The sequence below is a fragment of the Ruegeria sp. THAF57 genome (assembly GCF_903914075.1).
Lineage (GTDB): Bacteria > Pseudomonadota > Alphaproteobacteria > Rhodobacterales > Rhodobacteraceae > Ruegeria.
Window position 1 is genome coordinate 170,605 of record NZ_CAIWNQ010000001.1, and the last position, 18,911, is coordinate 189,515.

Annotated in this window: 18 protein-coding genes; 7 read left to right on the forward strand and 11 right to left on the reverse strand. The window is 57.4% G+C overall.

What is annotated here, in order from left to right:
• Positions 1-71 precede the first annotated feature (71 nt).
• Entirely contained in the window at positions 72-1,997 is a 1,926-nt protein-coding gene (locus RUESEDTHA_RS00790; protein WP_180883573.1) for a hypothetical protein, read from the forward strand.
• A gap of 55 nt (positions 1,998-2,052) precedes the next feature.
• Here the strand turns inward: RUESEDTHA_RS00790 and hppD are convergent, their stop codons facing one another.
• Positions 2,053-3,150, reverse strand: a complete 1,098-nt coding sequence (gene hppD / locus RUESEDTHA_RS00795; protein WP_180883574.1) for a 4-hydroxyphenylpyruvate dioxygenase — start codon at positions 3,148-3,150, stop codon at positions 2,053-2,055.
• A gap of 147 nt (positions 3,151-3,297) precedes the next feature.
• On the opposite strand from hppD, the gene RUESEDTHA_RS00800 reads away from it, so the two are divergent.
• Positions 3,298-3,753 carry an Lrp/AsnC family transcriptional regulator gene (locus RUESEDTHA_RS00800; protein WP_171121128.1) on the forward strand — a complete coding sequence of 152 codons (456 nt, stop codon included), beginning with the start codon at positions 3,298-3,300 and terminating at the stop codon, positions 3,751-3,753.
• A gap of 19 nt (positions 3,754-3,772) precedes the next feature.
• Positions 3,773-5,653: a monovalent cation:proton antiporter-2 (CPA2) family protein gene (locus tag RUESEDTHA_RS00805; protein ID WP_180883575.1), complete on the forward strand. Its 1,881-nt coding sequence runs from the start codon at positions 3,773-3,775 to the stop codon at positions 5,651-5,653.
• Between the two features lie 25 nt (positions 5,654-5,678).
• Here the strand turns inward: RUESEDTHA_RS00805 and cobT are convergent, their stop codons facing one another.
• Entirely contained in the window at positions 5,679-6,692 is a 1,014-nt protein-coding gene (gene cobT / locus RUESEDTHA_RS00810; RefSeq protein WP_180883576.1) for a nicotinate-nucleotide--dimethylbenzimidazole phosphoribosyltransferase, read from the reverse strand.
• Between the two features lie 124 nt (positions 6,693-6,816).
• Between cobT and cobS the strand changes: the two genes are divergently transcribed.
• Positions 6,817-7,536, forward strand: a complete 720-nt coding sequence (gene cobS / locus RUESEDTHA_RS00815) for an adenosylcobinamide-GDP ribazoletransferase (RefSeq protein ID WP_255431570.1) — start codon at positions 6,817-6,819, stop codon at positions 7,534-7,536.
• Here cobS and RUESEDTHA_RS00820 read toward each other — a convergent pair.
• The 6 genes from RUESEDTHA_RS00820 to RUESEDTHA_RS00845 form a co-directional block, all read right to left on the reverse strand.
• The gene (locus RUESEDTHA_RS00820; RefSeq protein WP_180883578.1) at positions 7,533-8,303 is read right to left on the reverse strand and encodes a potassium channel family protein; all 771 of its coding nucleotides are present in this window, start codon (positions 8,301-8,303) and stop codon (positions 7,533-7,535) included. The two genes, cobS and RUESEDTHA_RS00820, sit on opposite strands and share 4 nt — an antisense overlap.
• Before the next feature lie 114 nt (positions 8,304-8,417).
• Entirely contained in the window at positions 8,418-8,933 is a 516-nt protein-coding gene (locus tag RUESEDTHA_RS00825; RefSeq protein WP_170348382.1) for a CarD family transcriptional regulator, read from the reverse strand.
• 283 nt (positions 8,934-9,216) lie between these two features.
• Positions 9,217-9,555, reverse strand: a complete 339-nt coding sequence (gene fdxA / locus RUESEDTHA_RS00830; RefSeq protein WP_171121124.1) for a ferredoxin FdxA — start codon at positions 9,553-9,555, stop codon at positions 9,217-9,219.
• Between the two features lie 66 nt (positions 9,556-9,621).
• Positions 9,622-9,987: an RNA-binding S4 domain-containing protein gene (locus tag RUESEDTHA_RS00835; RefSeq protein ID WP_180883579.1), complete on the reverse strand. Its 366-nt coding sequence runs from the start codon at positions 9,985-9,987 to the stop codon at positions 9,622-9,624.
• A gap of 6 nt (positions 9,988-9,993) precedes the next feature.
• Positions 9,994-12,807, reverse strand: coding sequence for a helicase-related protein (locus RUESEDTHA_RS00840; protein ID WP_180883580.1), 2,814 nt, complete (start codon positions 12,805-12,807; stop codon positions 9,994-9,996).
• Positions 12,808-12,823: 16 nt separating this feature from the next.
• A complete protein-coding gene (locus RUESEDTHA_RS00845) occupies positions 12,824-13,432 on the reverse strand; it encodes a tetratricopeptide repeat protein (RefSeq protein ID WP_171121121.1) in 609 nt (202 codons plus the stop codon).
• Positions 13,433-13,463: 31 nt separating this feature from the next.
• On the opposite strand from RUESEDTHA_RS00845, the gene RUESEDTHA_RS00850 reads away from it, so the two are divergent.
• The 3 genes from RUESEDTHA_RS00850 to RUESEDTHA_RS00860 all read left to right on the forward strand — a co-directional run bounded on the left by RUESEDTHA_RS00850 (position 13,464) and on the right by RUESEDTHA_RS00860 (position 16,618).
• Positions 13,464-13,754 carry an SCP2 sterol-binding domain-containing protein gene (locus RUESEDTHA_RS00850; RefSeq protein WP_171121120.1) on the forward strand — a complete coding sequence of 97 codons (291 nt, stop codon included), beginning with the start codon at positions 13,464-13,466 and terminating at the stop codon, positions 13,752-13,754.
• Positions 13,754-14,731: an alpha/beta fold hydrolase gene (locus RUESEDTHA_RS00855; RefSeq protein WP_180883581.1), complete on the forward strand. Its 978-nt coding sequence runs from the start codon at positions 13,754-13,756 to the stop codon at positions 14,729-14,731. The genes RUESEDTHA_RS00850 and RUESEDTHA_RS00855 overlap by 1 nt, the downstream gene beginning before the upstream one ends.
• A 66-nt stretch (positions 14,732-14,797) precedes the next feature.
• Positions 14,798-16,618, forward strand: coding sequence for a M3 family oligoendopeptidase (locus RUESEDTHA_RS00860; RefSeq protein WP_180883582.1), 1,821 nt, complete (start codon positions 14,798-14,800; stop codon positions 16,616-16,618).
• Here the strand turns inward: RUESEDTHA_RS00860 and RUESEDTHA_RS00865 are convergent, their stop codons facing one another.
• From RUESEDTHA_RS00865 to RUESEDTHA_RS00875, 3 genes are read right to left on the reverse strand one after another with little or no spacing between them, the layout of a single operon-like run.
• Positions 16,619-17,506, reverse strand: a complete 888-nt coding sequence (locus RUESEDTHA_RS00865; RefSeq protein WP_180883583.1) for a DMT family transporter — start codon at positions 17,504-17,506, stop codon at positions 16,619-16,621.
• Positions 17,507-17,521: 15 nt separating this feature from the next.
• On the reverse strand, positions 17,522-17,791 hold the full coding sequence (locus RUESEDTHA_RS00870; RefSeq protein ID WP_180883584.1) for a DksA/TraR family C4-type zinc finger protein: 270 nt from the start codon (positions 17,789-17,791) through the stop codon (positions 17,522-17,524).
• 58 nt (positions 17,792-17,849) lie between these two features.
• On the reverse strand, positions 17,850-18,824 hold the full coding sequence (locus RUESEDTHA_RS00875) for a Gfo/Idh/MocA family protein (protein ID WP_180883585.1): 975 nt from the start codon (positions 18,822-18,824) through the stop codon (positions 17,850-17,852).
• Positions 18,825-18,911 lie beyond the last annotated feature (87 nt).

The window sequence follows — 18,911 nt, forward strand, 5'->3', positions numbered from 1 at the left end:
CCTGCTTTAATGTCAGTCTGCGGACGAGACATCGCCCGCGTTGATGATGACAATTGTGGTTCCTCCGGAATATGAAACCTGCCTTTGCGCTGTCTTTTTCTTCTGCCGGGATTTCTTTGCACCACTTCGCGGACGATGAATGGTTCTGCGTTGGCGAAGTTTCCTTGGGTGCAGAAGACCTGAACACGCAGATCGAAGACCTGCGCAACAAGGGTTTCGCGCTGGAAAACGACCTGAGCTGCAGGCTGATCCTTCCAACTGATCAGGTCCGGTTCCTTTCTGTCGAAACCGATGCGTCTGATCCCGCCGGGACGGATCAGCGCGTTCGAACTGCTTTGTCCGAGGCAACGCCCTATGAACTGGACGAATTGGCATTCGACACCGTCAACAGCGACACAACCACATATATCGCCGCGGTTGCCAAGCAGACCCTGAAAGAAGCGCAAGCATTTGCTGCCGATCACGGGTTCATCCCGGTAGAATTCACAACGCAAGTGGACGATCAGGATTACCCGGCCGACCCCCTGTTTTCCTTGGCAGACCAATCGATTGCGCAACCTACCGCCCCCATTGCCCCGGAGGAGCCAGACGGCCCTGCGGTTCATGCGATAGCCGCATCTTCGACCCCGGCTGAATTCCGCTCGGCCCCGGCGCAAACGACCGCTGGTCAAGGTCCAGCTTCAGGAATGAAACTGCCGCAAGGCCTTGCGATGCCATTGGCAGCAGCGGCGGTGATCGCGGTGGTTTTGATCGGCTGGGGCGTTTTCGGCTCTGATGGCGACGCGCCGTTGGATACGGAACTTGCCGACGTTCAGAAAGAACCAGCCGAACCTGCGCCGTTGCCGTTGCAAACCGAATCTTTGGACGCCGAAGATTCGGAAACGGCAAGCGTCACCCCACCGGAACCCGAAGCGCCGCTGGCAGATGAAGACTTGGGGAGTGAGATTTCCCCAACCGACGCCGCGATCCTTGAAGCGTTGAACGAGACACCGACAGACGCCGCGATTCTTGAGGCGCTAAAAATCGCCCCGACGGTCGTTGAAGATGTCGCAAAAGACCCAGAACCGGAGCCCGTGCAGGCACATGCCGGTGCGCGGATCGTTGTCCCGACCCAACTGCTCGATCCCGAACCCGCCGTACCTGAGACGGTCTATCTTACGTCAATCGACAAATCCGACCTTTCGCGGGATGCGATCGCCCTGCCGGAGGTCGGCAGCTTTGACACAGACACCCCGTTTGAGCAGGTCGCAAACCCGACCAAGCCCGGCACGCGTTTCGATCTGGACGACCGGGGGCTTGTTGCGGCCACAGTGGACGGCACACTGAATCCCGATGGCATCGTGGTCTATTTAGGGCGTCCAGCGAAGGTGCCGCCAGACGTTCCGGTACGCTTTGAACAAGAACCCGTCGTCGAAGAGCTGACCTCGCGCTTGGCAGAGTTACGCCCGAAACCCCGGCCCAGTGACTTGATTGAGCGCTTCGAGCGTCAGCAATTGGGTGGACGAACGCGCGAAGAACTGGCCAGCGTCAGGCCCAAGCTACGTCCCAAATCTGTTCAAGAGCGGCCACAGGTTGATCACACGCCGACGGCGCTGGCGGTGGTGCGCGTACCGCGCCCCAAACCGCGCCCGGCAGGGCTTATTCAGAAACCGGAAACAAATACGGCCCGGTTGGGGTCAGCCGCAGCAATTCCACAGAATAACGATGAGGCGGGTTCTTTCCAGGCACGGGCCGTTGCTCCGAAAATTCCGTCTTCTGCATCGGTTGCCCGTCAGGCGACAATCGACAATGCGATCAACCTGCGCAAACTTAATCTGATTGGCGTCTACGGGTCCCCAGCAAACCGGCGCGCGCTGGTACGGCTTCCCAGTGGCCGCTACAAAAAGCTGAAAGTTGGGGATCGGCTGGATGGTGGAAATGTGGTCGCCATTAGTGACAGCGAGTTACGCTATCAAAAACGCGGCCAGAACGTGACCCTGCGAATGCCACGAAGCTGACGAAAAGGCTCAGAGGCTGGATCACACCCTCTGAGCATTACGTCGGCCAGCCTTTTTAAGCTGCGGAAATTTCTCCGCTTTCGATCTGCTCACGCTCGATGGATTCGAACAGGGCCTGGAAGTTACCTTCGCCAAATCCATCATCGCCTTTACGCTGAATGAACTCGAAGAAGATCGGACCGATGACGGTCTTTGAGAATATCTGAAGCAGAATGCGGGTCTCGCCCCCATCCAGAACACCTTCTCCGTCGATGAGGATTCCGTGTTTCATCATCTGGTCCAGTGGCTCTTCGTGGTCGGCGACCCGATCCGTAGACATCTTGTAATAGGCTTCGTTCGGACCGGGCATGAATTTCAAACCCTTTTCCGCAATTGCGTCGGTTGAGGCGTAGATATCTTCGCTGCCCACGGCGATATGCTGAATGCCTTCACCCTTGTACTTTTTCAGGTACGACACGATCTGGCCCGTTTCGCCACGATCTTCATTGATCGGAATGCGAATGCGTCCACAGGGCGACGTCAATGCGCGGCTGAAAAGGCCCGTGAACTTGCCCTGAATGTCAAAGAAACGAATTTCGCGGAAGTTGAACAAATCGCCGTAGAACTTGAACCATTTGTCCATGTTGCCCTTGTAGACATTGTGCGTCAGGTGATCGAGGTAATAAAACCCGTCACCGCGCGGCTTTGATTGCTTGGTCCACGTGAATTCTTCGTTATAGGGCGAGGTATCGTAATACTGATCAATAAAATAGATCAGCGACCCACCAATCCCCTTGATCGCCGGGACGTTCATTGTCTTGTCTTCAGCGTCATAAGGCTCTGCCCCTTTGGACACAGCGTGTTCATACGCTTTTTGGGCGTCCACCACCCGCCACCCCATCGAAGGGGCGCAGGGGCCGTGCTCGGCCACAAATTTCGCGGCATAGCTATCTTCGTCTGCATTCAGGATATATGTCACATCCCCCTGCTGCCACAGCTCAACCGCCGGTTTGTCCTTGTGATGCCCAACCAGTTCGAACCCCATCTTGGCGAACAGGTCACGCAGTTCCTGAGGGTCGGGGTGAGCAAACTCAACAAACTCGAACCCGTCGGTTCCGGCGGGATTTTCAGAGCTGATGACAGATTTCGGGGCGTTGTGCGGGAAAGGACCCATGGCGCATCTCCGTAAATAACAGGAATTTCTTTGCTGATTCCAAAATACGCCTTATCCAATGCTTTTTCTGCGCATTGTTTTCGTGTAACCTAATAAAGAACGCGCGATTTGCGCATGGTTTACGAATATTTTAGAGAATTTACGCATATGCTGGACTCCACCGACACACGCCTTTTGTCCGAGCTGCAGAAGAATGCGCATCTGACTGCGCATCAGTTGGGGGAAATGTTGAACCTGTCGCCCAGTCAGGCAGGGCGGCGACGACAAAGGCTTGAGGCTGAAGGCTATATCACAGGCTATGCTGCCCGGCTGGATCCGCTGAAATTGGGGCTACAGGTTCAGGGCTTCATTCAGGTTCATCTGGGCACCCACGGTCCCGAGCAATCCGAAAGCTTTTCCCGCATGGTCGACACCCGCCCAGAGATCACCAGCGCGTGGACGATGACTGGAGAAGCGGATTATTTGCTCCATGTTTATTGCGACGATCTTTCTGCCCTGAACCGCTTGCTTCACCAGGTGATACTGCCGCATCCTGCAGTAGCCAGAGTGCAAAGCCAGATTGTGATGGACCAGCTCAAGCGCGACGCGCCGCTGCCCACCTGACCCGAACGAAAGGACCAAAATGGACGACTTCCTTTATCAGGCGACAATCTATCTGGCCGCCGCGGTGATCGCCGTGCCTTTGTCGGCCCGTCTGGGTTTGGGATCTGTTCTTGGATACCTGGCAGCCGGGATTGTGATCGGCCCAATGTTCGGCCTTGTCGGGGCTGAAACAGAAAGCCTGCAGCATGTCGCTGAATTCGGCGTCGTCATGATGCTGTTCCTGATCGGGCTAGAGCTTGAGCCGCGCGCCCTTTGGGATATGCGGGACAGGCTGTTGGGCTTGGGCGGCCTGCAAGTCCTGCTATCGACGGCCGTGATCGCAGGCGTTGCTGTTTATGCAAATCATCCGTGGTCTGTCGCCTTGGCCGTGGGGCTGACTTTGTCCTTGTCTTCAACGGCGATCGTCTTGCAAACCCTTTCGGAAAAGGGGCTGATGCAAACGAACGGGGGGCGCGCCACCTTTTCCGTGCTTTTGACACAGGATATCGCGGTTATCCCAATTCTGGCGTTGCTGCCGCTTTTGGCCCTGCCTGCCATGCCCCATTTCGAAGATGACGGCTCTATCGACCGTGGGGTGAAGGACCTTCACGACACCGCGCATCACAGCTTGTCGCTGGTTGAAGGGCTACCGGGTTGGGCCGTGACGCTTGTCACCATCGGCGCGGTTGCATTTGTCATTCTTGCCGGGATCTACCTGACACGGCCCCTGTTCCGCTTTATCCACGCCACCCGTCTGCGCGAAATGTACACCGCGCTTGCGCTTATGATCGTCGTTGGCATTTCCTTCCTGATGGCCCTTGTGGGCCTATCCCCTGCCCTTGGCGCGTTTCTGGCCGGCGTTGTTCTGGCCAGTTCGGAATTCCGTCACGAGATGGAAAGCGATCTTGAGCCGTTCAAAGGCCTGTTTCTTGGCCTGTTCTTCATCACGGTCGGCGCCGGAATTGATATCGGTTATTTCTTCAATGACCCGTTTGATCTGATCGGGTTGGCCTTGCTGGTCATCCTGGCCAAAGGGATCATCCTGTATCTGGTTGGCCGCGCATTCAAACTGCGGGGACGGGATCACTGGCTGTTCACCTTAGGTCTGGCGCAAGCTGGTGAGTTCGGCTTTGTTCTTCTGGCCTTTTCGACCCAGCAGAATGTGATCCCCCCGGACCTGTCGCAAAAACTGTTGATGATCATCGCGTTGACGATGCTGATTACACCGCTTTTGTTTATCATCTTCGACCTGCTCTCGCGGCATATCGGCGAAGGAACACCAACCCCTGAACCCGACGAGATCGACGAGAAAGGCCCAGTGATCATTGCAGGCATCGGTCGCTTTGGTCAGATCGTGAACCGTTTGGTGCGCGCCAGCGGTTTCAAGACGATCGTTTTGGATCACGACATCGAAACGATCCAGCTTATGCGCCGCTTCGGGGTCAAGGGGTTCCTAGGCGACCCCACCCGACCCGAACTTTTGCGGGCCGCAGGGCTTGAGAAAGCTGCGGTTCTGGTTGCGGCGATGGACGATCCCAAGACGGTTACCCGTCTTGTCAGTTTTGCACGCCGCCAGCGCCCCGACCTGCACATCGTCGCGCGCGCGCATGATCGTACCCACGTTTACGAGCTGTACCAGGCCGGCGCAGACGATATTGTCCGCGAGATGTTCGACGGATCACTACGTGCGGGCCGGTATGTCCTAGAAAACATCGGACTTAGTGAGTACGAAGCGGCCCACGCCGAACAGACCTTTTACCACCACGACCGGATGTCCGTCCGCGAGCTTGCTGAACTTTGGGTTCCCGGAATGCCGACGGCAGAAAACAAGAAATACATTGAACGCGCACAGCAACTGGAAAAAGACCTTGAGACCGAATTGCTGGAGCTTTCGGAAAAGCACGCGAAAAAGTCTGCCTGATCCGTCATGGATCAGGCTGCTTTGATCAACCGTCGGATACGCCCGCTTCGGCAAATGTCGCCATTCCGGAATGGCAGGCCACCGCGCTTTTCAGAATATTGATTGCCAGCGCCCCTCCGGAGCCTTCGCCAAGACGCAGGCCAAGATTCAAGAGCGGCTCTTTACCCAGCTTTGCCAAAACGGCCCCATGCGCGCCTTCGGCACTTTGATGGCCTGCTACGGTGTGGTCCAAGGCGCCTTTGGCTGTCTCAGCCAGACAAGCTGCGGCAGCAGAACAGATGAACCCATCCAATATGACAGGAACACGCAATACTCGGGCGGCAGCAATAGCTCCGGCCATTGCCGCGATTTCCCGCCCCCCAAGTCGGCGCAGAATTTCCAGACCATCGCCCGTGCCTGCATGCAAGGACACACCTTCGGCAACGACCCGCGTCTTGTTTGCCAGACCCGCATCGTCAACGCCGGTTCCACGCCCGGTCCAATCGGACGCCTCGCCGCCGAACAACGCACACGCAATCGCAGCCGCCGGGGTGGTATTTCCTATCCCCATCTCACCAACAACCAAAAGGTCAGCATTGGGGCTCACAGAGTTCCACCCGGCCTGCAACGCCTGCAGCAGCTCATCTTCGGACATGGCTGGTCCGGTTGTGAAATCCGTTGTTGGGACATCCAGATTCAGCGCGTGCACGTCCATGGTGGCACCTGCGGCCTTAGCCAATTGGTTGATCGCCGCTCCGCCATGTTCAAAATTCGCAACCATCTGAACGGTCACTTCGGGCGGAAAAGCTGATACACCCTGCGCGGTGACCCCGTGATTGCCAGCAAATACGATGACCTGGGGCGCGGCGATCTGAGGGCGCGAATCCTGACGCCATCCGGCATACCAGATCGCCAGATCTTCCAGCCGCCCCAACGCTCCCGGTGGTTTTGTCAATTGACCGTTTCGTTCAGCCGCACCTTGCGCGGCATCACCGTCAGGACCGGGGGCCCCGCTCAGAGCTTGACGAAAGGAATTCAGATCGGTCAGTTCGGGCAGCATTCAAAGCCTCGTTGCATCAGAGTGGTCCTGCGTGTTTAACCAAAGCGATCAATCCGGCAAGACCCAGAAAGGCATAGGAGTGCAAAAAACCGACACCAACCTCATTTCCAGATGGGATATTCCTGTGGCGCTGGTTCTTTTGACACGCCTGCCGCTTCCCCGACTGCCTGAACACGTTTTTGAACGCCAGGCAGATGCGGCTTGGGCCTTCCCTGTTATTGGACTGCTCGTCGGCCTACTTGCCAGCGCTATCGGGTGGGCCTGCGTTGCAGTAAACCTTCCGCCCTTGGCAGGTGCGATACTCGTCGTTGCCGTTCTGATACTTTGCACGGGTGCCATGCACGAAGATGGGCTAGCGGACACGGTAGATGGGTTTTGGGGAGGGTTCACCCCCGAACGCCGGCTTGAAATCATGAAAGACAGCCAAATAGGGACCTATGGCGTCCTCGCTCTGTTGATATCGCAAAGCCTGCGCGTCGTTTTGATAGCGGCACTGCTGTCCCAAGGTGGCTTTGGAGGCATCTTAGCCGCATGCATCGTTTCCCGCGCAGCGATGCCGGTTTTGATGGCCTCACTTCCAAATGCACGGCCCGCGGGCCTCAGTCACTCGGTCGGGGCACCCAGTGCTGGTTCAGTCGCTTTGGGCGCGTTGGTTGCACTGGTATGCGCAATGGTTTTGGTCGGTGCCCCAGCATTGGCCGCGATACTGGTTATTGCCATATGCCTGTTTGTTGTCGCTGTTGTCGCAAAAGCCAAGATCGGAGGCCAAACCGGAGATGTTCTGGGCGCGACGCAACAAGTGTCCGAAATCGCATTCCTTCTGGTTCTGGTCACAGCGTCCTAAGAAACGCCTCCGGTTTCGATTTTCAGAACGTCGCCGCAATGCTTGCAATGCACTGCGTCGGGATCATGGCGAAACAGACCACAGCTTGGGCACTTGTGACGAACTTTCTGCGGCATAAAAATCGCTTGCGCCAATCGAACGAACAGCGCGACGCCAACGACCATAATGAACACTGAGAACAGCTTCCCCCCCGGTGTCACCAAGGTGATGTCACCAAACCCGGTGGTCGTCAGCGTTGCCATCGTAAAATACAACGCGTCGATATAGGCCGTCTGACTGTCCTCGGGGATAAAAAAGACCAAAACGGCAGTAGAGGTCACGAACACAAACACCAACAGGTTAATGGCCGCTATCACGGCGTCTTCGTGGGTTCGGAAGAACTCAACATCTCGGCGCAAATCCCTGAGCAGGTGATAGGAGTGAATCAACCGCAACGCGCGCAGAATACGCAGGAACGCCAGATTGCCGGAAACGAATGGATCCAGCATCAGCGAAATGATCACGACCAGATCGGCAAGCGTGTAGACCTTGAAGAAAAGTTTCCACCGGTCTTTTGATATCCATAGCCGCGCCGAGAAATCGCACAGGATCAACAGACCGATGAACAGGCTCAGAACCGTCAGCCCCGGCCCGTGCGGAACATGGGCCGTAGCGACAAAGAACACGATCGTCACCAGATCAAACAGGATCAGCCCATAGCGGAACCAGACGGAAATCGGATCGCGCCCGATATAGAGATACTTGAGGGTCTGCTTTACCTTGGCCATGTACCCGCCTCTGTTTACAGAGAAATTACCCGCAATCAGGCAATTCACCAAGCGCTCGGGCACGAAAAAGGCCGCCCAGTTACCAGAGCGGCCTAAAATCGACATTCTGCGAGGTCAGGCGGCGGCTGCGCGCGAGGTCAGAACCTCATCCACTTGTTTGGCGGCAGACACTTCGCCGGCGCCAGAAACAGCAGCAACTTCGCGGGTCAGACGCTCCAGCGCGGCTTCGTAAAGCTGACGCTCGGAATAGCTCTGCTCACGCTGGTCGTCTGTGCGGTGCAGGTCACGGACCACTTCGGCGATCGAGATCAGATCACCCGAATTGATCTTTTGTTCGTATTCCTGCGCACGACGCGACCACATGGCCCGCTTTACCTTGGCCTTACCCTTTAGGGTCTTCATCGCCTGACTGATCACATCGGGCGAACTCAGCGAGCGCAAGCCGGATTCAGTGACCTTATTGGTTGGGACCCGCAGGGTCATTTTGTCTTTTTCAAACGAGATGACGAACAGCTCAAGCGAGTATCCCGCGACTTCCTGTTCTTCGATCGAGATGATCTGACCCACGCCATGGGCAGGGTAAACAACGTAATCGTTCGGGCGGAACTCAAGCTTTTTCGACTTAGACATACAGGTTCATCCTTGTTTCCAGAGCGAAGGACAGACAAAACAACACACCAGCCCGCGCCATCTTCGGCCCGGTCAGGCGGTGTATTTGTCAATAAATCAGAACTCCAAAGCGCACATACTTACGGAGCACATCCCCAACTCAGTCATCATTCAGCTTTCGAGTATATCACAAAACTGAGACATACGAAAGCAGCACAATTCAGGTGCCTTACAAAACTATTTGTATCCAATAGTTTAGGTGGCAATTCCGATATTGACTGACCGGTTGATAAAAACGAATCGGTTAGCCGCCCTCACCCGGAGCTTCAGAGAAATACTTCTCCATCTTACCTTCTTCGCCATCACGTTCTTCGGCCTCGGGCAGCGGGTCTTTCTTGGTCACGATCACCGGCCACATTTCCGAGTATTTCCGGTTGAACTCGACCCATTGATCCATCCCCGGCTCGGTATCGGGACGGATGGCGTCTGCAGGGCATTCGGGTTCACACACGCCGCAGTCGATGCATTCATCGGGATGAATGACCAACGTGTTCTCACCTTCATAGAAACAATCCACCGGGCATACCTCGACACAGTCGGTGTATTTGCAGCCAATGCAGTTTTCAGTGACAACGTAGGTCATGGTCGGATTCCCGTTTGCGCTTTGGGCGTCTAGCTAAATCAGTCTGGCGTCAGCTTCAAGATAGGATCAGCTATCTTGGGTGCGAGAAAGATCAAGAGCACGCCGATCTTTCTTAGTTGGACGACCTTTTCCCTCGAACCCGGGATTTCGTGGAGGTGTGTCCTGTTTTTCGGTCAAATCAGCATAAAGCGTTTGGGCTTCGGTCGCAGGTCCGCGACGATCACCCAGCTTTTCCACGCGGACAACCCGAACGATGCGGCCCTGCGGGAAGGTCAGAACGTCACCGGGGCTGATGGCTGTCGCCGGTTTCAGCACCCGGTTGCCGTTCACGCGAACATGGCCGCCGCTGACCTGTTTGGCAGACAGGCTGCGGGTCTTGAAGAACCGCGCCTGCCACAACCATTTGTCGATCCGCAGCTTGCCCTCGGACATCCGCGCTTAGTTGCCGTCCTTCAACCCCATCAGCGCAGCGGCGAAGGGGTTGTCGGGATCAATGGCTTTTTCTTTCTTGGGCGGACGGGCCGAGAAGGATTTCGCGCCCTGCGGCTTGCCACCCTTCTTGCCGTGGGGCTTGCCACGACCGTCCTGAGGTTTGCCACGTGGCTTGCCCTTACCCTGCCCCTGCTCGCGGCGCGGACCACGGTTCGGCTGGCGCTGGCGACCCCATGTGAAGGTGTAGAACACCTCGACCTCGGGCTCATCGCTCGCGGGTTCTGCGGCCGAAGCTTCGGTTGTCGCCTCAGTGCTGTCGGTGGCCTCAGCTGGTGCCTCGGCGGGTACGGTTGCATCGTCTGTCGCGCCCACATCTGCCGGGGTTTCTTCGGCGGCAGGTTGCTCGGACGCATCTACCGTAGATTGTTCCGCAGGCGTAACTTTGATCTTTTCACGCTCGCCACGCTCGGCCTTGTAGCCAAGACCCTGCATCAAGTCCGCGAACTGATCCAGCGTCATGCCGGTGATCGAGAGCATGTCGGGCTTGGCTTCAAAGCCGCCCCGGCTGTCCTCAGAGCGCAGCATATCGGCCAGACGCTCCAGCATGTCGATGCGGATCGAGCGTTCACCTGCGTCACGATAGCCGCACATGGTGTCATAGCCCTGCGGCGCATCCTTGGCGACGGGTACAGTGACCAAGCCCGGAGGCGGCGCTTCGGGGAATTCCTGCAAGCCGCTGGACAGCGCCCACAGAACCAGACGCAGGCGCGTCGGGGCGGGTTTCAGCAGCAGCGGCATAAAGATGGTGAATTGCCCGAACCGGATACCGTGTTTACGCAGCGCGCCGCGGGCATCCTGATCCAGATCCTTCACCTCTTGCGCAACCTGCGCGCGGGGCAGCACGCCCAGCGCCTCGACCATGCGGAAGGCAAAGCCTTTGGCCAGACCGGACAGTTCTTCATCCCGCGATAGGTTCAGCAGCGGCTCGAACAGCGCGGCCACCTTGCGGTCGATGAAATGCTGCAACCGGCGCTGCACCTTTTGTTCGACATCGGGGCCTGCGGCTTCGTCCACGAAAACCTCGACCATGGGCTTGAGCGGTTCAGCCCCGGCAACCAGTTTGCCGACGGCGTATTCGCCCCACATCAGGCCACCTTGTTCGGTGAAATCAATTTCGGTATCGGGCGCGTTGTAGAAGCGGTCGGCACGCAGATGGAATTGCGGCGCGAGAGCCTGCAAGGACGCCGATTTCAAGGCTTTCGCCTCGGTCCCCTGCGCGGCTTTGTCCGGAATAAACCGGAACCCTTCCAGACGACCGACGAATTCGCCTTCGACGGTCACTTCACCCTTGTCATTTACTTCGGCCAAAAGGGCCTCCTTCTGTTTGAGCCGCCGCAGCAAAACGGATGTGCGCCGGTCCACAAATCGTTGGGTCAGACGGTCATGCAGAGCGTCCGACAGCCTGTCTTCTACAGTGCGCGTTTCCTCACGCCAATGGGATTCGTCACGCACCCATCCGTTTCGTTGCGCAACATATGTCCAGGTGCGAATATATGCTAGCCGTTTGGACAGTGCATCAATATCTCCGTCTGTCCGGTCAATCCGGCGGATTTGCCGCGCCATGAAGTCGTCGGGGACCGAGCCGCGTTCGTGCAGATGGCCGTAGATCACCTCGAGTAGGCTGGCATGTTCGGCATGGCTGATGCCGCGAAAATCGGGGATTCGGCAGACATCCCACAGCAGACGGATAGATTGCGGATCGCTGGCGCGGGCCATGACCTCGGTCACTTGTGACAGCGATTTCAGCGCGTTCAGGTCGTCGGCCGGGCGCGCCTTGAGCAGGTTTTCATTGTCCGGGCCAACCTCAAGCGATGTGATCAGCGCCTCGATCGAGCCAAACCGCAGGGCGGCATTCCGCCAGTTCAGCTTTTTCATCGGCGTAAAGCGGCTGTCCATGATCGCCTGCACCACACCTTCATCCAGCGGCGGGGCCTCGCCTGTGACGCCGAACGTACCGTCCGACATGCCACGCCCTGCCCGGCCAGCGATCTGGGCCAGTTCGTTGGGGGCCAAGGGCCGCATCCGCCGACCGTCGAATTTGGTCAGCGAGGAAAACGCCACATGATTTACATCCAGATTCAGCCCCATGCCGATGGCGTCGGTGGCGACCAGATAATCGACCTCGCCATTCTGATAGAGGTCCACCTGTGCATTCCGCGTGCGCGGGCTAAGCGCGCCCATGACGACCGCCGCCCCACCCTTTTGACGGCGCAGAAGTTCCGCAATGGCATAAACGTTATCGACCGAGAACCCGACGATGGCGCTGCGTGGGGGCATCCGGCTGATTTTTTTCGACCCGGCATAATCAAGCTGAGACATGCGTTCGCGCCGCACAAACTGCACCTCGGGGACCAACGCCGCGATGGGACCGCGCATTGTGTCCGAGCCCAGAAACAGAGTCTCGCTTGTGCCACGCGACCGCAGCAAACGGTCGGTGAAAACATGGCCGCGCTCGGGGTCGCTGCAGAGCTGGATTTCGTCGATGGCAACAAAATCAGCACCCATGCCCTCGGGCATCGCCTCAACCGTACAGACCCAATACTGGGTGCGCGGCGGCACAATCCGTTCCTCGCCCGTGACCAGCGCCACGACGGACGGCCCGCGAATGGCGACGATCTTATCATAGACCTCGCGCGCCAGCAGGCGTAGCGGCAGACCGATCACACCTGTCCGGTGACCCAGCATCCGCTCGATCGCGTAGTGGGTTTTACCTGTGTTCGTCGGGCCAAGTACGGCCACAATTCGGGATGACCCGCTCACTCTTGCCCCCCGCCCCTTAGAGGGCCGAGCCCTCGACCTGAGGCTTCAGTCGATTCACGGCATTGGTTACTTCTTCGTGATGGGGATGTATAGCCAGAGCGCGCTCATAAGCCGCAAGTGCCTTATCAGGCTGGCCGACAATCTCGAAAATCAGACCCAAGCCGTAAATCGCCTCGTAATTGTTGGGATTCAAAGTCAGGGCCTGCTCCAGATCGGCCGCAGCCATTCCAAAACGCTCGATCCCGAAAAACGCCGAGGCACGGACATGCCAGCCCTCTGCGAACTCGGGCGCGTGGTCGGTCAAAGCCGTCAAGTGATCAATTGCTGCCTTTGTGTCACCGTCATCCAATGCCTCACGCCCGCGTTCCAGCAACAGGTCCGCCGACGCAGACCCGGACAAAGCCCACAGCGCCTTAAGCTGCCGGTCTAACCCTAGCGCCTGTTCCGGCGTCGACTGCGCCAGTTGTTCAAGCAATTCGGTTTCATCCCGGGAATCGGCGGTCTGAGCGACACAAGGAATGGAAAACGTGACTAGCATTGCGGTTGCCGCAACGATACCTTTGAGATTTGTGTAATTAGTGCCCATAACAACGTTCAGTGTAGCGTAGCGCAGAAGGATGTCCATTCCTCGCGCTCAAATCAAAGTGAGGAGAATCATGAGCGACACTCTGGAGAAAGCCGCAGCAGCGCTGAACGAAAAACTGGACGGCAGCGGTTTTGGCGCATCGGCCAAATTTGCCATCGAAGGTCTTGGTTCGATTGTTCTGGACGGCAGCGGTGCACGCGTTGGCGATGAAGAAACCGACGTAACCATGAGCGCGGATGTCGACACGTTCGAACAAATTCTCAGCGGTGAGCTGAACCCGACCGGCGCGTTCATGGCCGGAAAACTCAGCGTAGATGGCGACATGAGCATCGCCATGCAGCTGGCATCGGCTCTGGCCTGATGAAAATGTCGCCGGCCCCTTTGTTTGAAGACGTGGCCGGCGCACCCTCCGGCGGTGTGGCACACTGGCTGGACACCGAAGATGGCGTACGCATTCGCGCCGCTCACTGGTCGCCCAAAGACGAAGCCCGCGGAACGGTAATGATCTTTCCTGGGCGAACAGAATATGTCGAAAAATATGGTGAAGCCGCATCCGAGTTTGTGGGCCGTGGGTTTGCCGTTCTTTCGGTTGACTGGCGCGGTCAGGGGCTGGCGGATCGCCTGCTGGATGACAATCGTGTTGGACATGTGGACAAGTTCACCGATTACCAACACGACGTAAGGGCCGTTCTTGATCTGGCCCAGCATCAGAACCTGCCAAAACCCTGGTATGTCATCGGCCACTCGATGGGCGGCGCAATCGGTTTGCGGGCAGTAGTGGAAAACGACAGCTTTGCCGCCTGCGCCTTTACCGGACCGATGTGGGGGATTTTCTTTACGCCCCTGATGAAACCTCTTGGCCGATTGACGGCTTATTGGGGACCTCGTTTTGGCCTTGGTGAAAAGACACCTCCAACCACGTCGCTGGAAAGCTATGTTCTGTCCCAACCCTTTGACGGCAATGTACTGACCCGCGATCCTGACATGTACAAGATGATGCAGGATCAACTGGTCGCGCATCCTGAGCTGACCTTGGGCGCGCCGTCGACCATCTGGCTGCGCGAGGCGCTGGATGAGTGCTCGTGGCTGATGGCGCAGACCGCCCCTGCCACCCCTTGCCTGACCTTCCTTGGCTCGCATGAGCAGATCGTCGACCGCAAGGCGATCCGTGCGCGTATGGCGAATTGGCCAAATGGAACTCTGGTCGAAATTCCAGACGGTGAACACGAAGTGATGATGGAAGCGCCGGATGTCCGCGGCCCCGTATTTGACCAGCTTGCAGCCCATTTCAGCGCAGCCGGCACCGACCCTGAGGCAAAAGCCGCCCTGTCGAGCTAAGACCCTGCTTGTGATCCTTGAGCGTCGCGCCTAGATGTTTGCAGATGCAGATTTTCGAGGTGATCCATGCGCGACCTTCCCTTTCCCGTCCGTGACGCAAATGCAGTCGGAGGAGCTGACAATCTTGGCGACCTGCCGGAATGGGACCTGACGGACCTTTACAGCTCTGAGGACGCGCCTGAACTGGCCGCCGATCTGGAATGGCTGGAAGGGGAATGTACTTCTTTCGCCGTCGATTACGAAGGTAAGCTGGCTGATCTGGATGCCGATGGCCTGCTGCAATGCGTGCTGCGCAACGAAAAGATCAACGCGATAGCCGGACGGATCATGTCCTTTGCCGGGCTTCGCTATTACCAACTGACCACAGATGCCGAACGTGCAAAGTTCCTGTCGGACATGCAGGAAAAGATCACGATCTTCACCACCCCGCTGGTCTTCTTCACCTTGGAAATCAACCGCATCGACGACGATGCGCTGAAGACGCATTTCGCGGGGAATGCTGATCTTGCCCGGTATGAGCCTGTTTTCCGCCGTATCCGAGCGATGAAACCCTACCAACTGTCTGATGAAATGGAAAAGTTTCTGCATGACCTCGGTGTGGTTGGCGATGCGTGGGAACGGCTTTTCGACGAAACCATCGCCGGGCTGATCTTTACGGTCGACGGCGAAGAACTGAACATCGAAGGGACGCTGAACTTCCTGACCGAGCAGGACCGCAACAAGCGCGAAGCCGCAGCGCGAGAGCTGGCCTCGGTCTTTCAGGACAACATCAAGACCTTTGCTCGCGTTCACAACACGCAGGCCAAGGAAAAAGAAATCGTGGACCGCTGGCGCAACATGCCAACTGCCCAAACTGGACGCCATCTGTCAAACGACGTCGAGCCCGAGGTGGTCGAAGCGCTGCGCGAAGCGGTTGTGGCCGCTTATCCCAAGCTGAGCCATCGCTACTACGAGCTAAAACGCAAATGGCTGGGGCTGGACGTGATGCAGGTCTGGGACCGCAACGCACCGCTGCCGATGGAAGACACACGTGTCGTAGGCTGGGACGAGGCCGAGAAAACGGTGATGGACGCCTATAACGCATTCGATCCCCGCATGGGTGAGATCGCGGCCCCCTTCTTTTCTAAGGGCTGGATCGACGCGGCGGTTAAACCGGGCAAGGCACCGGGCGCGTTCGCGCATCCGACCGTAACCGACGTGCACCCCTATGTGATGCTGAACTATCTGGGCAAACCGCGCGATGTGATGACGCTCGCGCATGAGCTGGGCCACGGTGTTCATCAGGTACTGGCCGCAGATCAGGGTGAGATGCTGTCTTCGACCCCGCTAACTCTGGCCGAGACAGCGTCGGTGTTTGGCGAAATGCTGACCTTCCGCAAGATGCTGGATCAGGCCGAGACGCCAGAACAGCGCAAGGTGCTGCTGGCTGGAAAAGTCGAGGATATGATCAACACGGTCGTCCGCCAAATCGCGTTTTATGACTTTGAATGCAAACTCCACGCAGCCCGCCGCAAAGGTGAGCTGACGCCCGACGACATCAACGCCCTTTGGATGAGCGTTCAGGCCGAAAGCCTTGGGCCCGCATTCGAGTTCATGGAAGGGTACGAGACCTTCTGGGCCTATATTCCGCACTTCGTCCACTCACCCTTCTACGTTTACGCCTATGCGTTTGGCGATGGTTTGGTGAACGCTCTCTACTCGGTCTACGAAAACGGCTCGGACGGATTTGAGGACAAGTATTTCGAGATGTTGCGCGCAGGGGGATCAAAGCACCACAAAGACTTGCTGGCCCCCTTCGGGCTGGATGCAAGCGATCCAAAGTTCTGGGATAAAGGTCTAAGCATGATCTCGGGCTTCATCGACGAACTGGAAGCGATGGAAGACTGATCACGTCTGTTTCTTGGTCGTCAAAAAGACGGCGACCACAATCAGCACAGCACCTGTGGCCGCGATTGGCGTGATCGCGGCCCCCAAGAATATCGCCGCATTGATGAATGTGAACACAACCGAGGCCGCGAACATAAGTGTCGCGGTCAGGGTAGAGACACGCGCAGCAGCCTCGTACCATAGGTAATAAGCCAACGCCGTCGGTAGAACGCCAAGAAGGATCAGGAACAGCAGATCCGTTGCTGTCGGTACTTGCAAAGACAAAGCCGCCAACGGCAGCAACAGAACACCCGAGCACAGAAAAATTCCAAACAGAAAGTTCAGACGCTCGCCAGTGGAGTTCGAGTTTCGCATTGCCCGGCTGCTTGTGATGAGGAATACCGCCCAGCTCAGGCCCGCGCCGATTTCAAGGAGATCGCCGAACAACGGTTCGCCACCGCCCTGGAAGTCTTGAAAAACCGTTAGAAACACGCCCAAAATCGCGAGGCCCGTCGCCAGAACATCGGTTCGGGTAACCGGTGTTTCGGCGAAAAAGTACAAAAATACCAACACGAAGAACGGCGCCGTGTTCTCGAGCACCATGGCATTTGCGGCCCCGGTATGTTCCAGACCTATGTGAAAGAGGATGTAGTTGATAACGGTCGACAAGACAGCAAGCTGAAAATAACGGTCGCGCCATCGGACCGACACCGGAACGTTCAAAACACGAAGCAGGCCATAGATCGCCAGCGCAGCAATAAACAGGCGTGACACGGCGATCTGCATTCCACTAAGATCGTTGGTCAGAAACCGGACGATGACACTGTGCGTGCCCCAGAGGAACGCCGCCATGAACCCCAGACACAGCCCGTTTTGCCAAATCGACTGCTGGGTACGGATGTCGGACAAGCGGTACCTCCGCCGTTATTTAAGCTGGCTGTCTTTCGACCCGCGCCGATTGATCCCGGCGCGCGACTTGTAGGTCCCGTCGCGATCTTGCTGACAGTCCAGACACAGTTTCACGCCCGGTATGGCGACCCGCCGCTTTTCAGGGATCGGTTCTTCGCACTCGGCGCAATGGGTCAGGCTTTGCCCCGCAGGGCGCTTTTGGGCCTGCATACGGGCGAGCTCGTCTGAAATTGACGCCTCGATCTGTTCACTAACAGCGCCATCGCGCGCCCAGCCGCCAGCCATTTGCACCCTCCTGACCCGGTACCTGTCAGGTTAGTCCAGTTGGGCGGCGGCGTGCAAGTCAGAGGGGTTCCGCGCCCTCGAAAACACGGTCGATAACCTCTTGCGTGCCGCGTGAAAACTCAAGTGGGCAAGGGTAATCCGCCTCGTCACGGACTGAGCGGCAGAACGCTTCGACCTGCAGCTTGTAGTGATCATCGCCGGGGAAACGCGTGACTTGCACTTCCAGACCGGGGCGATGCAATTCCACGCGCGCCTCGCCGAAAACCCGCGCGTTAAACGGTGCCGTAAGGCGGATTACACCCCCTTCGCCGTGAAACACCATTTCCTGATGCGGGTGCATTCGGATGGAGACATAGCTGGAATAGGTGAAATCCGGGAACTGCGCACGAATTTCGGTAAAGGCATCAATGCCGTCTTCCCAGCGGATCGCGGACTGCACCGAAACGGGTTCCTGCCCCGTCGCAAACCGGGCACTTCCAATCACGTAAACGCCGATATCGCGGAGGCCACCGCCGCCAGTCTCGGCCCGATTTCGGATATTTCCGGTGTCGGTTCGATTGTCGAAACTGAATGCGCCGGTCACATGCGCTAGCTTCCCGATCGCTCCATCCGCAATGAGCTTTCGCGTGAACTGCCACTGGGGGTGGTGCACGATCATATACGCTTCGGCCGCGAGCAGCCCAGTTTGGTCACGTTTCGCAATCAACGCATCGAATTCAGCGGCCTGCATCGTCATCGGCTTTTCGCACAATACGTGCTTGCCAGCTTCAAGTGCCTTCAGGCTCCAATCCACGTGCAGATGATTGGGCAGCGGTATATAGACGGCCTCGATGTTCGGATCCTCCAGCAGGTCTTCATAGTCGTCATAGATCTTCAGATCGGGGCAAAACGCCTGAAACGGTTCGGCCTTTTCTGCGCTGGACGTGGCAAGCCCGGCTAAACGCGAACCGTTTGCCGCATGGATCGCCGGAGCCATATAGCGACGTGCGAAATTGGCAGCGCCCAGAACGCCCCATTGAACAGGTTTTTGCATGTGTCTCCTCCCAATCCAGTCTCAGCCGGTCAGTACCGCCGTGACCTCTTTATCAACCAGTGGACGCTAAGTCAGGCTTTTCTCGGC